Source organism: Paenibacillus endophyticus (assembly GCF_014192395.1).
Classification (GTDB): Bacteria; Bacillota; Bacilli; order Paenibacillales; family Paenibacillaceae; genus Pristimantibacillus; species Pristimantibacillus endophyticus.
The window spans coordinates 1-14,812 of record NZ_JACHXW010000006.1; the positions used below are offsets into that span (position 1 = coordinate 1).

7 protein-coding genes, 4 tRNA genes and 1 rRNA gene are annotated in these 14,812 nt (G+C 51.3%); all 12 read left to right on the forward strand.

Features of this window, described 5'->3' with window-relative positions; all coding sequences use genetic code 11:
• A 23S ribosomal RNA gene (locus FHS16_RS11615) occupies nt 1-91 on the forward strand; the annotation flags it as partial.
• A 174-nt stretch (nt 92-265) separates the two neighbouring features.
• Nucleotides 266-342, forward strand: a tRNA-Met gene (locus FHS16_RS11620).
• Nucleotides 343-383: 41 nt separating this feature from the next.
• Nucleotides 384-460 (forward strand) — tRNA-Asp (locus FHS16_RS11625).
• A gap of 30 nt (nt 461-490) precedes the next feature.
• Nucleotides 491-565, forward strand: a tRNA-Gln gene (locus tag FHS16_RS11630).
• Nucleotides 566-597: 32 nt separating this feature from the next.
• A tRNA-Leu gene (locus tag FHS16_RS11635) sits at nt 598-677 on the forward strand.
• A 353-nt stretch (nt 678-1,030) separates the two neighbouring features.
• Complete coding sequence (locus tag FHS16_RS32830; protein ID WP_183562177.1) at nt 1,031-5,173, forward strand: fibronectin type III domain-containing protein; 4,143 nt, start codon at nt 1,031-1,033, stop codon at nt 5,171-5,173.
• 179 nt (nt 5,174-5,352) lie between these two features.
• The gene (locus FHS16_RS11645; RefSeq protein WP_183562179.1) at nt 5,353-7,389 is read left to right on the forward strand and encodes a beta-galactosidase; all 2,037 of its coding nucleotides are present in this window, start codon (nt 5,353-5,355) and stop codon (nt 7,387-7,389) included.
• Between the two features lie 159 nt (nt 7,390-7,548).
• Entirely contained in the window at nt 7,549-8,514 is a 966-nt protein-coding gene (locus tag FHS16_RS11650; protein ID WP_183562181.1) for an ABC transporter permease, read from the forward strand.
• Nucleotides 8,515-8,553: 39 nt separating this feature from the next.
• Nucleotides 8,554-9,438 carry a carbohydrate ABC transporter permease gene (locus FHS16_RS11655; RefSeq protein WP_183562183.1) on the forward strand — a complete coding sequence of 295 codons (885 nt, stop codon included), beginning with the start codon at nt 8,554-8,556 and terminating at the stop codon, nt 9,436-9,438.
• Between the two features lie 69 nt (nt 9,439-9,507).
• A complete protein-coding gene (locus FHS16_RS11660) occupies nt 9,508-11,241 on the forward strand; it encodes an extracellular solute-binding protein (protein ID WP_183562185.1) in 1,734 nt (577 codons plus the stop codon).
• Between the two features lie 112 nt (nt 11,242-11,353).
• On the forward strand, nt 11,354-13,138 hold the full coding sequence (locus FHS16_RS11665) for a sensor histidine kinase (protein WP_183562187.1): 1,785 nt from the start codon (nt 11,354-11,356) through the stop codon (nt 13,136-13,138).
• The gene (locus FHS16_RS11670; protein ID WP_183562189.1) at nt 13,131-14,729 is read left to right on the forward strand and encodes a response regulator; all 1,599 of its coding nucleotides are present in this window, start codon (nt 13,131-13,133) and stop codon (nt 14,727-14,729) included. The genes FHS16_RS11665 and FHS16_RS11670 overlap by 8 nt, the downstream gene beginning before the upstream one ends.
• Nucleotides 14,730-14,812 lie beyond the last annotated feature (83 nt).

The window sequence follows — 14,812 nt, forward strand, 5'->3', positions numbered from 1 at the left end:
CCCCTTGAAGACGACGAGGTTGATAGGTTCGGGGTGGAAGCACAGCAATGTGTGTAGCTGACGAATACTAATCGGTCGAGGGCTTATCCTAAACACGTTTACTCGGGCCCATACATCCGGTAGACAGCAGCAGTAAAGGTTCAGCAACCTTATCTTTCGTATCCAGTTTTCAGGGCGCAAACACCTTGAAGGAATTTACTTGGATCCATGTTGAGGAAACTCAGGAATTAGATGCAGCGTAAATTCAAATATATGCAACAATTGACGCGGGGTGGAGCAGCCCGGTAGCTCGTCGGGCTCATAACCCGAAGGCCGCAGGTTCAAATCCTGCCCCCGCAACCAATCCTTGGTTTCACTTTCGGATTTTATCCGAGCTTACATATGGAGCTGTGGTGTAGTGGCCCAACATGCCTGCCTGTCACGCAGGAGACCGCGGGTTCGAATCCCGTCAGCTCCGCCATTTTAACAAAAGTGAACGAAAAATAGATGTTGGGGATTAGCCAAGCGGTAAGGCAACGGACTTTGACTCCGTCATTCTCAGGTTCGATCCCTGAATCCCCAGCCACTTTCTTTAAAGCGGCTGGTATTTGTAATTGCGCGCGTATGGCGGAATTGGCAGACGCACTAGACTTAGGATCTAACGGGCGACCGTGGGGGTTCAAGTCCCTCTACGCGCATCATACGATGGAAAAGTCCTTGCTGAGCAAGGGCTTTTTTTTTGCTTTTAACCATACACATTGAATGCGCTCGGGATGGTTCTTTAGCGTTTTTTTGCGTTATACGGAGCTATCTTCGATTAGTAGGGCTGAAAAATGAGGTTAGTCAGGTTGTTTTGCCCTCTCATTTACGTGATTATGAAAGCATCAGCTTAGACTTACAGACGGAATATTGGCAAGGCAAGCTGCGCTTAAACGGAAAAGAATAGAGGTGAATTAATGACGGGAACCTAAACGGTTATTCGGTAGTCTCGAAATGACAGCGCATACATTGCAGCAATCGTTTACAACCACTATAGCTATGGGAGGATATCATGAAAACGAACTTTACAAGCAAGCGGTATTTGCTCTTATGTTTTATGTCATTAATGCTATTCGTAACCATTCTGCCAGCAGGATTAGGATTGAATGCGACGACCGTTGCCGCTGCAACGGCCTTTTCGAATGTTTCAGTCAATACGACTACGCCTGCCGTATATGGAAAGTACGAAATCCAGTTTGATTTGAGCAGCACGTATTCCAATCCTTTTAACCCGGATGAGGTGGATGTCAAAGCTTATTTTACGACGCCTACCGGTCAGACGGAGGTTATGCCAGGCTTTTATAACAAAGCGTCCTCACCGAAATGGGCGGTTCGTTACTCGCCGAGACAGATGGGCTCGCACAGCGTCGTCATTCAAGTGACTGACGGGAGCGGAACGGGACAGTCGAGCGTTCTTACGTTCACTGCGGGCAGCGCTGGCACGAATCGCGGCTTCATGGGTACGAGCGGAAGCCGCTTCGTTGACAGCTATGGCAAGCAGTTGACGCTGCTTGGCAGCAACTATGCCTGGAACGCGAATACGATCCTGGATGAGCTGCCTAGGTATAAGGATGCGAAAATGAACATTATGCGTGTATGGTATACGTGCTGGTGGAACAACTATGCGCCGGAATGGGGACCGATCACGACAACACAAAACGGGATTACGATGTCCTATGACGGGATTGGCAAATATCAGCTAGAGAATCAGGCTCGCATGGACGAATTGATTGAGGAAGCCGCAGACAATGACGTGTACATCATGTTGACGCTGAACAGCTTCGGCGATTTCTACTATGATTGGCCGATGAATGCTTACAGCACGGCTAACGGCGGTCCATCGTATTGGACAGAGAACAATACGGACTTTTGGACGAACGCTACGGCAATCAGTTACCAGAAGAAGCTGCTTCGCTATGTGTTCGCAAGATGGGGCTACAGCAGAAGCCTCGGCATGATGGAGTATTGGAATGAGTCGGACAATCGCGTGGATACGAGCGCCGCGAACCGCAGCAGCTGGCATAGCTCCGTCGACACGTATTGGAAGAGCCTCGACTTCTACAATCGTCCGACAACAACGAGCTTTGCATGGAAGGATCATGAGGAGTTCAACCAACCAACCTGGGAAACCTTGAATACGCTGGATACGACAAACTTTCATATGTATGACGGCTCCTCATCGGCGCTGAACAAATGGGAGGCGGAGCTGAAGCATTTTATTGAAGATTTTGACGAAAGACCAGCCTTTGTCGGCGAATACGGCAGTACGCATTCCGATAATTCCTCGGACCCGAATTTGCCTCGCTTTATGCATGACGGCTTATGGGGGCCGATATTCAGAGCCGGAGCCGCAGGGGGCAACCTTTGGTGGATTTTTGAGAACGGCTTCGATATTCCGGCAAGCTACAAAACAATCTATACGGCTTTGGCAAATTTCATCCAACCCGAGGAGCAGCATCTGATCAATATGCCGCATGTGGATTACGGCGCGCAGTCCAACTCCACAAAGGTCGGTGGATATAAAAATGGTGATCGAGCGCTGCTTTGGATAAATGACTCGACCGCTAACCACACGGTAAGCAGTCCGCGAACGGTAAGCGGCATGTCGTTCAATGTACCGGCTATGAATCCGGGTACTTACGATATTTTGTATTACAACACGGTAACAGGTGCCACTATCTCGACGACGACGGCAACCGTGGTGAGCGGAGTAGGCAACCTTGCCTTAAGCGCGATCCCGTCCTTTAACCGCGACATTGCGGTTAAGGCAGTCCGCCAAGGCAGCGAGGTGCCGGATACACAGGCTCCGACGGCTCCCTCAGCTCTTGCCGTACAGGTGAAAACAGACACGACTGTCAGCTTGTCGTGGACGGGTTCGACGGACAACGTAGCCGTGACCGGTTACGACGTTTATAGGGGCGGTGTACTGACAGGCTCTACTTCAGGCGCAACGAGCTTCGTCGTAACAGGCTTGACGGCAAGCACGGCCTATAGCTTCACGGTGAAAGCGAAGGATTTCGCAGGCAATCAATCGGCAGCGAGCAGCGCGCTGAGCGTGACGACAAACGCGCCGCCTCCGCCGGACACGCAAACGCCTACTGTTCCAGGGAGCTTAGCTTCCCCAACAAAGACGGATAAGACCGTCAGCTTAACCTGGAGTGCTTCAAGCGATAATGTAGGCGTTACCGCCTATGACATTTTCCGGGGAGGAACACTCGCTGGCTCCTCAAGCGCAGGGGTGCTAGCTTTCACGGATACAGGATTAACGCCATTAACTTCCTATGTATATACGGTTAAAGCAAGGGATGCGGCAGGGAACAGCTCGGCGGCGAGCAGTGCGCTCACCATTACGACGCTTCCGCTTATCGCTCCAAATTTGCTGCAGAACCCAGGTTTTGATCAGGATGACGGCTGGGGAAGGCCGAACCAATGGACTTGCGAGCAAACCTTTTACTGTACGCGGGATACCTCCGTTAAACGTAACGGTTCAGGCTCCTTCAAGCTAAGCGGCAATTCAGGCGCATGGTTCGGTGTCTATCAGGACGTTGCTGCGAGCGCGGGCAATACCTACACCTTTGAGGGCTATTTGAATATCGCAAGCGCAACGAAAGCAGAAGCAACCATCCGCTTCATGAATAGTACTGGTACGGAATTGTCCAGCCACTCCGTTGCCAATTATAACGGGACAGCGACGACTACTGGATTCGTGCCGATGAGCGGGGCGTTCACGGCACCGGCGAATACGGCTACTGCAAGAGTATACGTATATTTGCGCGACTTAAACGGAACGGTTTATCTGGATGACTTTTATTTGTCGAGCAGTGCAGATGGAGGCTCAGGCGGCGGTGACACGGTTGCGCCTACCGCACCGGCAGGGTTGACTTCACCTTCGAAGACAGCAACTTCCGTAAATTTAAGCTGGACGGCTTCGACAGACAATGTTGGCGTAACGGGTTATGAGGTGTATCGCGGTTCAACGCTTGCCGGCACGACAACGGGCGCTACGACGCTGCAGGTGACGGGCTTAACGGCAAATACCGCTTATAGCTTCACGGTGAAAGCGAAGGACGCGGCAGGCAACCTGTCTGCGGCAAGCAATACGCTTAGCGTGACAACGAATGCGGCCGCGGATACGCAGGCACCAACCGCACCAACAGGGTTAACGTCGCCATCGAAGACGGCAACTTCCGTAAACTTAAGCTGGACCGCATCGACGGACAATGTAGCCGTTACGGGTTATGAGGTGTATCGCGGTTCAACGCTTACCGGCACGACAACGGGCGCCACAACGCTGCAGGTGACGGGATTGACGGCAAATACCGCTTATAGCTTTACGGTGAAAGCGAATGATGCGGCAGGCAACCTGTCTGCGGCAAGCAATACGCTCAGCGTGACAACGAATGCGGCTGCGGATACGCAAGCGCCAAGCGCGCCAACTGGACTGACGGCGCCTTCGAAGACTGACACGACCGTCAATTTAAGCTGGACGGCATCAACGGACAACGTAGGCGTTACGGGCTATGAAGTCTATCGCGGAGCGACGCTCGCCGGTACAACAACAGGTGCCACGACGCTGCAAGTAACCGGCCTAACGGCAAATACCGCTTATAGCTTCACGGTGAAAGCGAAAGATGCGGCAGGCAACCTGTCTGCGGCAAGCAGTGCGCTGAGCATCACGACAAACGCTGCGACAGCGGGCAATCTGCTCATAAATCCAGGCTTTGAGACAGATGACGGCTCAGGGAAGCCTGCGACATGGGTTTATGAGCAGCCTTATTATGTGTCCCGTGACACGAGCGTTAAACAATCAGGAGCGGCATCATTGCGCTTAGACGGATCAACGGGTCCATGGCATGCTTGGTACCAGGATGTAAATGCATCCGCGGGCAGCACGTATGCTTTTAGCGGATCGGTCAATATTGCGGCTAATAACGGATCATCGCTTTATTTCAAGCTGCAATTCCTGAATTCGGCTGGCTCAGTCCTCAGCGAGAGCACGTTAGCAACATACTCGGGTACGACAACCAGCGGCTTCGAGAATGTGAGCGGTACGGCAACGGCTCCAGCGAGCACAGCTAAGGTTAGAGTATATACGTATTTCACGGACATGAGAGGAACGTTCTATTTTGATAACTATTCCTTAACAAGCTCATAGGAAAGAAGCGCCCGGCGAGCCTGTCTCGCTGGGCGCTTTTTAGGTTGCATGCTTTGGTACAAAAGGATGTCTAGTTTGACGGGTCATATTAGCGTTTTCGACGCTTACAACGGTCAAGATCATCCGATATACTGGTCGGTGCGAGCGATAAGAGCAAGGACTTTAAGGAGGATGCAGGCATGTTATTCGGCGCATGTTATTACCCCGAGCATTGGGAGCAGGAGCGTTGGGAGACCGACGCCAGGCTTATGAAGGAGGCAGGCTTTAACGTTGTCCGATTGGCGGAGTTTGCCTGGATTCGCATGGAGCCCGAAGAGGGCAGGTATGAATTCGAATGGCTGGACCAGGCAATCGCGCTATTCGGTCATTATGATATTCAGGTCATCCTCGGAACGCCGACGGCAGGCCCGCCTAAATGGCTGATGGATAAGCATCCCGATATGTATCAGCAGGACTACCAAGGCCATGTCCGCGGGTTCGGAACAAGACGTCATTACTGCGCCAACAATCTGAATTACCAAGGATATACGAACAAGATCGTAACGCGAATGGCAGAGCAATACCGGGAGCATCCAAACGTAATCGGCTGGCAAATCGACAACGAGCTGGGAGCGATTGACACGGCCCGCTGTTACTGCGGCAATTGCAGGTTGGCTTTCATCGCTTGGCTGCAGCAAAGGTATGGGTCATTAGAGCAGTTAAATGAAGAGTGGGGAACGATCTTCTCCAGTCAATCCTATACGAGCTGGGAGCAGCTGCATCTGCCCGCTTATTCGGTGCATCAAGGGCATAATCCGGGCCTGGCGCTTGATTTCAGGCGCTTCAGCTCCGATTCCGTCGTGAAGTATCAGCAGCTGCAGTTGGATATTTTGCGCAGCCTGTGCCCGTCCACGCAGCCGATTACGACGAATATGATGGGCAGCTTCAACGATTTGGATTATTATGATCTCGCCGCTCCGCTGGATATCGTATCGCTGGATATTTATCCGATTATGAAGCGAGTGCCGGAAGAAAGAGCTTTCCGGACGGGGCTTAATCATGACACGATGCGCGGGCTGAAGGGTCAAAACTTTTGGGTGCTGGAGCATCAGAGCGGCGCACCCTGCACCTATGCGATGTCCTCCACGCCAAGGCCGGGCGAGCTTAGAAGATGGACCTACCAGTCCATTGCCCGCGGTGCGGATGCTATCGTTTATTTCCGCTGGCGTACGCTGACGTATGCCTTGGAGGAATTCTGGCATGGCATTCTGCAGCATCACGGAGAGCCCGGCAGACGGTTCGAGGAGGTTAAGCAAGTTGGGCAGGAGCTTCGTGCTATCTCGCCGCTGCTAGCGGGAACGACCGTGAAAGCAAAGGTTGCCATGCTCAAATGCTTCCACAACGAATGGGCATTCGAGCTGCAGCCTCATGCGAGCGGCTATGAATACAAGGAGCATCAGGCACAATATTACCGTTATTTTCATGAGCGGAACATACAGGTGGATATTATTTCGCCAGACGCAAGCTTTGACGGGTATGAGCTGCTCATTATACCGAATCTCATGATGGCACGGGAGGAGGCGACGAAGCGAATCCATGCGTTCACCGAGCGCGGCGGGACGATTGTCATGGACTTCCGGGCAGGTGCCAAGGAATGGAACAACCGGATGCTGCCTCAAAGGCTGCCGGGGTTATATGCTGATTTGCTAGGCATATCCATTGACGATTATGGCATTATCGAGGAGGACCTATCCATTGGCCTGCTTGAATCGGAAGCGGAAGCGGCTGCAGCAAGCGATTCGGCAGCCTATCCGGGCGAAGCGGCGACTTGGTACGACGTTATCGAGCTTAAGGGCGCTGAGCCGCTGCTGCTGTTTGCCAATGATTATTTTGCCGGTCAGCCAGCGGTAACTCGCAATCGTTACGGGCAAGGGACGGCCTATTATCTAGCAACGGAGCTTGATCCTGCTTCCTTGCATGGCTTGTTTCAATCGATATGCGCAGACCTTAACCTCGAACCAGTGCTGCCAGGATTGCCGAGCGGCGTAGAAGCGATTTGCCGTATGCGGGAAGAGGGCGAGCAGAGGTCGGAAGTCATTTTCGTGATCAACCATAGCCGCGTTGACGCTGCTTTTACGCTTGACCGTAGCTATGCAGACGCAATGACGGGTACGGAAATCTCAGGCGTGGTAGTACTGGAGCCGAATGGCGTGCTCGTGCTGTGTTCTACCGGTTAATGGGCTTGAAAAGGGCAGACGCTTGGTTGGTTAACCGTGCGGCTGCTCTTTTTTGTAGGGTGAGGAGAACGTGTTTCTAAGGTTGTTGGGTGGAGGCTCTGCTTGCATAATAAAGATAGATTCACTTCGAAAACGGTTACAAGGAAGGTGCAAAAAAAGATGTCCAAAGCAACCGAGCAGATTAAGCTCGCCTCTTATTTACCTCAAGCAAAGCGGCGCGGCTTCTTCGGAAAGCTAATCAAACAACAGCAGCTGCTCATCATGTCAGTGCCCTTTGTGCTGATCGCGCTCGTATTTTCCTACGGTCCGCTGTGGGGATGGATTATGGCATTCCAGGATTACAAGATTGGCAAAGGGGTGTTAGGCAGCTCTTTCGTAGGCTTCGACAATTTCGTCAAAATTTTTCAAGATGAGCAATTTTATTTCGTGATGCGAAACACGCTGGCGATGAGCTTTATGGGATTGATCGCAAGCTTTGTCGGTTCCATTGTGCTGGCGCTGCTCCTGAATGAGGTAAGGAAAACATTTTTCAAAAGAGCGATCCAAACGATTACGTATATTCCCCATTTCGTATCCTGGGTCGTTATCGCAAACGTCGTGACGTTTTTTCTTTCGCCGGATGGCGGCTTGCTTAACGTGATCATGATGAAGCTTAAGCTGATTAACGAGCCGATCTACTTCATGATCAAGGGGGAGTGGTTCTGGATTATCCATACGCTGGCGAGTTTGTGGAAGGAGCTGGGGTGGAGCACCATTATCTACCTGGCGGTGCTTATGGGACTTAATCCGGAGCATTACGAGGCAGCCGAGATGGATGGCGCCAGCCGGTTCCGCAAAATGTGGCATATCTCGATTCCAGGGCTGATGCCCACGGCGATCCTGCTGCTGACGATGTCTATAGGCTGGGCGATTAACAGCGGATTCGAATCCCAGTTCGTGCTTGGCAATCCGGCAGTCATAGAATATTCGGATGTCATCGATCTTTACGCGCTGCGGTATTCCACCCAGCTAAGCGACTATTCGTACGGCATGGCCATTAATATGTTCAAGTCCGTCATTAGCGTCCTGATGGTTCTGTCGGTTACCTATCTGGCGAAGAAGACGCAGCAGAGCCGATTGTTCTAATCGGAAGCATGGACGGCAGAAGGGAAAGGACGGAGAAGGATGAAAGGAACAACATGGGGTGACCGTCTGTTTGACGGCTTTAACTACACGCTGCTTGCCATACTCGGCTTTATAACGATTTACCCGTTCATCAACCTATTTGCGATCTCGCTCAATGACGCGCTTGATTCGCTAAGGGGAGGCATTTACTTCCTGCCCCGCAAGTTTTCGCTGCTGAACTACCAGATTATTTTTGAGCAGGGAGATTTGCTGAGGGCGACGATTATGTCGGTTACGAGGACCGTAGTTGGTACGGTTTGCGGGGTGCTTGCCACCGTTATGGTATCCTACACGCTTAGCCGCAAGGAATTTGTTCTGCGCAAGCCGCTCAACCTGATTTTGGTATTCACCCTGTTTATCAACGCGGGGCTGCTGCCGAGCTACATGTTAATTGTCAATTTGAATCTGATGAACAATTTCGCGGTTTATATTTTGCCATTGCTGATCAGCGCTTACAACATTATTATCGTGCGAAGCTATTTCGAGCAAATACCGGACGGCATGGTGGAATCGGCCAAAATAGACGGAGCCAGCGATTATCAAATCTTATTCCGGGTCATTATCCCGGTCAGCATGCCGGTCATTGCGACGATTACGCTTTTCATCGCCGTCATGCATTGGAACTCCTGGTTCGACAACTACTTATACACAAGCGGCAATAAGGAGCTTAATTTGCTTCAGCTGGAGCTGATGAAAATATTGCTGACTTCGGTTAACGAGGTTGCCAACTCCTCAAATCCGACGAACAGCGATGCGCTCAAAACGAATCCGGATGCGATTCGGGCGGCCATGACGATTATTGTAACGATGCCGATTTTATTCGTCTATCCGTTCCTGCAGCGTTATTTCGTAAAAGGGATCATGGTAGCTTCGATGAAAGAGTAGCCAGGATATCTAACGGAGCGAAAGCTTCGATGATATAATTACAATCATTAGAATGAGAGGGAGTCTACAATGACAAAACGCGGGACAAAGAAAACGCTTACCGTAAGCATGGTCATGATTCTAATCGCTGTCATTTTTGCAGGCTGCAGCGGCAACAACGGCAATAACAACGCTCCAACCAACTCAGCGGCTTCACCGGCTGCAACGAACGGTGAGGCAGCAGCGGAAGAAACGCCGGCCGCTCCGGATTTGACGCCGGTAGAATTCACGATTAACACATCGGATGACCAATTGAAATGGGATACGCCAATCAATAAAAAAATTACGGAAAAGACAGGCGTAACCTTCAAGTACGATCTAACGGTCGGCGATCAATTCCAGCGATGGGATCTATGGCTTGCAAGCAAGGATTATCCGGACATTATCGTGCTTGATCCCAAATATACGCTTCGCTATAAGGAAGCCGGCGCCATTATTCCTCTAAATGACTTAATAGAGAAATACGGCCCGAATATTAAAGAGAAGTTTGGCGATAAATTCAATTTGCTGAAGGACGAGAATGGCGACATTTATTCCCTATATTCCGTGCTTCTTGCCAAGGAAGCGCCAGCGGATGCAACGGGGAACTTCATCGTGCAATACGATGTGCTGAAGGAAGCCGGTTATCCGGAGATCAAAACCTTCGACCAGCTCTATGAGGTAATTAAGGCATACAAAACGAAGCATCCGCAGGTGGACGGCAAAGATACAATCGGCTTTGGCGCTTACATGAACGGCTGGGTTATGAAGCATGCGTTCAACAACCCGATCATCTGGGGCAGCGGCCTTGCCGATCACGGGAACTACACCATTTCGGACAGCGGCGAAGTCGATTACAACCCAGTCTCCGAGGCAACGAAAACGTATTATCAGTTCCTTAATAAGCTGAACAACGAGGGAATGCTGGATAAAGAATCGTTCTCGATGGATGAAAAGGCGTTCCAGGCGAAGGCTGCGCAGGGCAGAATCCTTGCAGCATATTCGCCAAACTGGCTGCTTGGCGATGCAGAGAAGTCGCTGCGCGCAGCGGGGCAACCGGAGAGAGCCTATGCGCATATTCCAATCTACTTCAACGAAAACGTCGTTGATCACTCGAACTCCAGCACGCCAACGAGCGCGGGCAATTATCAGTGGACGATTTCCAGCAAGACAAAAAATCCAGAGCGCATCATTCAAATGATCGATTACTTGTTCTCGGACGAGGCACAGGTTCTGACGCAATGGGGAATCGAGGGTGAAGATTACTCGGTTGTTGACGGCAAAAGAACAGTGAATCCTGAGCTTGTAACAAAGCGCCAAACGGATGCCAACATCGACTACGACAGAGGGTTCAAAAGCGTAGGTACGGGCAACACCTTCTGGTTCGGCGTCGGACATGGCGCTAAACTGGCTGATGGCGACTATTCGACACCGCTTACCAAGGATGTCGTGGAGCTTGGCTATGATGACATGACGAAGGAAGTGCTTGCGAAATACGGGAAGCAGGTATGGGCTGACTTCTTGGCACCAGTCGAGTATGTGCCGGGCTTCTTATGGCAGCTTACTCCTCCAGAGGCTACGAAAGTAGAAGAACAGAAGATGGACGACACTTGGCGGAAAAACATCCCGAAAATCATCTTATCCAAGGATGCGGCAGCATTTGAGAAGTCGTGGAGCCAAATGGTTACCGAGATCGACAAGGCCGGCGTCAAAAAGGTAAATGAGGCGTATACGAAGCTTTGGAAGGAATTTATCGAAAAGTATAATCAAAATATAGCCGGCTAACGGCGCGAAGCCGTACTCCTTGTCGACTCACTTCGACAAGGAGTATTGGCGTCTACGGCGAATCTGTCAGTTATACGTGTTGCCATTATGCAGATGCGGGGTCGATACAGAGATGAAGATCCGAACGAAGCTAATCTTATCCCATTTGTTGGTGGTGCTTTTTCTGCTCGGATCACTTGGCTATGTGCTTGTAAAGCGCAGCACCGATCTGGTCTTCGAGACGATAACGGAAAACAACCTGCTTTCTTTATCGCAAGTCAGCTCCAACCTTGACAATAAGCTGACTTCGTATGAAGAAATTACGAATACGCTATTTCTGAACCGTGCGCTAGATGAAATAACGGAAACGAGATTTGAGGATAATATAACCGCGTACCAGCAATATTTCGATTACTACCAGCCCTTCGTATCGGCAGTCCAGACAACGAAGGACATTCATCATTTTTATCTGTATTCGGACAATCCTACGTTTCTTTTCTCGAACGTATTTCTAATTGATGAAACGATCAAAGAAAAAGGCTGGTACAAGGAAGCGCTGAACAGCCAAATCGGTGGTTATTGGACCGGTGCGTATTTGTCCTCTTATGACAATATTCGCTTATTCAGTTACAAGAAGCGCTTGAACAACTTCGTAGCGGACTCGCCTAAGGTGGTTTCGATCGAAATCAAGCTGAAGGTGCTCTACGATTTGGTGAGCGAGGAAAGCAAGACGAAGCGTTATGTATTTGCACTGGCTGACGGCAGCGTATTAATGGATACGGTAAGAGACGGCTCGCTGAGCCATATTCAATCGCTTGCTTATGCGGACCGTTTCATGGCGAGCGATAGCGGGAGCTTTATCTATAAAGAAAAGGCCACCGGAAACACGTACCAGATTTTGTTCAAGACGCTGGATTCGCATAATTCGGTTCGCGGTATGAAGGTTATTTCCTATATCCCCATCAACGATGTGATGCCTAAGGTTGAGCAGCTGCGGTCGATGGCAGTCGCGCTTTATTTGATTGCCTTCGGTTTAACGGCATTGTTTATATCGGCGATATCAGTTGGTATGACTAGGCGCCTAACGGAGCTGTCGATGAAGATGAAGCGGGTTCATAAGGATAACTTCGAGTCCTTCGTCGTCGTGAAAGGCAAGGATGAGGTCGCGCAGCTTGGCGAAATGTTCAATATGATGGTGCGCAGGCTTGGCCAGCTGATCAGCGAGGTTTATCAATCGGAGATCGACCGGAAGGAGCAGGCTTACCGGACGAAGGAGGTAGAGCTGTACGCGCTGCAAACTCAGATCAACCCTCACTTCTTGTTTAATGTGCTGAACATGATACGGGGGAAATTATTGATTATCGGCGAGCGAGACACGGCCAAGGTCGTCGGGCTCTTGGCGAAATCGTTCCGCATGATGCTCAAAAACGGCGGTCAGATGATTAAGCTTGCGGATGAAACGGAATTCGTCGATAACTATTTGCAAATACAGCAATACCGGTTCGGCCATAAGTTCACGTATACGATCGATATTCCGCCCGAATATCATGCGCTCCTTATTCCGAAGCTCATTATTCAGCCGCTGGTAGAAAATGCGATCTCGCATGGCGTTGAGCTGAATCCGGAGCAATCGCGCATTTGGATTACAGGCGAGAAGTCAGGTGAGTGCTTGCAGCTTGCGATCGGCGACGACGGACTGGGCATGTCCGAAGATCGGCTTGCCGAAATCATGAACTGGCTGGATGAGGATTCATTGGCAACAGATCGGAACATCGGCATTCGAAATGTGCATGCCCGGCTGAAATATTTGTACGGCGACGAGTATGGCTTGAAGATAGCCAGCCAGGCGGGGTCAGGTACCACGGTAACTATTCTTATTCCACTAGGCCAAGACAACGGAGGCGAGAGGCATGCTTGAGGTATTGATTGTGGATGATGAGCCGCTTGCACGCGAATCCTTGAAGTATTTAATCGATTGGGAGGAGCATGGCTTCGCCATTACGGCAGAGGCGGAGGACGGTGTGCGCGCTCTGGAGCTGATTCGGGAACGGCATTTCTCGCTTGTGCTGACGGATATTCGAATGCCGAGAATGAGCGGGCTGCAGTTCATCGAACAGTTGCAGGAGTGCTCCGAAGCGAAGGTCATTATTCTGAGCGGCTACGAGGACTTTGATTTCGTAAGGCAGGGGCTGAAGCTCGGCGTGACCGATTATTTGCTGAAGCCGGTGGATGAGGTGGAGCTGATTCATGTGCTGCAGCGCGTTGTCGGCGTCATTAAGGAGCGTGAGCGCATGAAGCGGCGCGAGCAGCTCGGACTTACCGTGCTTAGGGATCAATTCCTGCGCAAGTTGGCGCATGGGCAAGCAGGCGGACAAGAGCTTGGCGAGCAGTCGGAGCTGCTGGGCTTGGAGCTGGGAGGCTCCTGCTGCTGCCTGCTGCTGGAGCTCGACTTTTTATCAGGGGAAGGAAAAGAGATTTCCGAGCAAGATATGGAGCTGAAGCGCTACGCGATCCGGAATATTGCAGAGGAGCTGTGCTCGGGGAGCGGTTATCTCTTCGAGGAATCAGAGGAGCGCTTCGGTATTTTCTTGATGGGGGACGGCGGCAACGTGGAGAGCGGCAAGGCCCGTCAGCTTGCGGAGGCTCTCGCGGCGGCAGCTAAGCAATATGCCAAGGAGACCGTTACGATTGGGATTGGGGAATGGGTCCAAGCTGCGGGCCGGCTGGCGGATTCCTATTCTGGCGCGGAAGCTGCGCTGGACGGAAAGTTTCTCATAGGCGGAGACACGATCCTGACAGGCCGCGCTGACAGGGATGGCATGAAGCAGCAGGATACCGGCAAGCTGCGGGAGGACTTGCTGGAAGCCGTGAGAAGCAACCGCGAAGAGGCGTTGATGGATGCGCTTGCGGTGTTGTGGGATAGCTTCCGAGCAGGCGGGAGCAATGCCGGCGGCGGCGCTTCGGCCGGCGCAGGAGACCATGCGCGTATGACGGTGCTGGAGCTGCTCGTTCAGCTGCTTCAGGTGGTGAAGACATCGGGGGCAAGCTCGGATACGCTGTTTAATTACGAGCTCGGTGATTATGAACGGGTGATGAGGGCCAAAACGATTGACGAGCTATATGCAATTACGGCAAGCAAATGCATAGGCGTGCTGGAGCTGCTCCGCCAGATGAAGGAGCTTCAGCCCCACCATGTCGTGACAGAGGTTAAGAAAATCGTACAGCAGGAATATCACACGAATATTAGCCTGCGCTCCGTCGCGCAGAAGGTATATTTGAATCCCAATTATCTTGGGAAGGTGTTCAAAGCGGGCATGGACCAGTCTTTCAATGATTATTTGCTTCATGTGCGCATGGAGAAGGCGAAGCAGCTGCTGCTCGGCTCGAACAAGAAGGTATATGAGATTGCGCAAGAGATCGGCTATGGCGAGCTGGATTGGTTTTATAAGCGCTTCAAAGCCTATGTGGGCATTAGTGCGGGCGAGTATCGGGGGAAGAGCGGACGTTAGGGGCGGAATGCATAGGGCTCAAGGATAGGCATACGACTAAAAATAATCTATATTAGAAAAAAAACTTGCTTTTTTCACTATGA

Coding starts and splice junctions, on each gene's coding strand:
- FHS16_RS11655 (WP_183562183.1), top strand. CDS start 8,554: ATGAAAGGAACAACATGGGGTGACCGTCTGTTTGACGGCTTTAACTAC.
- FHS16_RS11665 (WP_183562187.1), top strand. CDS start 11,354: ATGAAGATCCGAACGAAGCTAATCTTATCCCATTTGTTGGTGGTGCTT.
- FHS16_RS32830 (WP_183562177.1), top strand. CDS start 1,031: ATGAAAACGAACTTTACAAGCAAGCGGTATTTGCTCTTATGTTTTATG.
- FHS16_RS11645 (WP_183562179.1), top strand. CDS start 5,353: ATGTTATTCGGCGCATGTTATTACCCCGAGCATTGGGAGCAGGAGCGT.
- FHS16_RS11660 (WP_183562185.1), top strand. CDS start 9,508: ATGACAAAACGCGGGACAAAGAAAACGCTTACCGTAAGCATGGTCATG.
- FHS16_RS11670 (WP_183562189.1), top strand. CDS start 13,131: ATGCTTGAGGTATTGATTGTGGATGATGAGCCGCTTGCACGCGAATCC.
- FHS16_RS11650 (WP_183562181.1), top strand. CDS start 7,549: ATGTCCAAAGCAACCGAGCAGATTAAGCTCGCCTCTTATTTACCTCAA.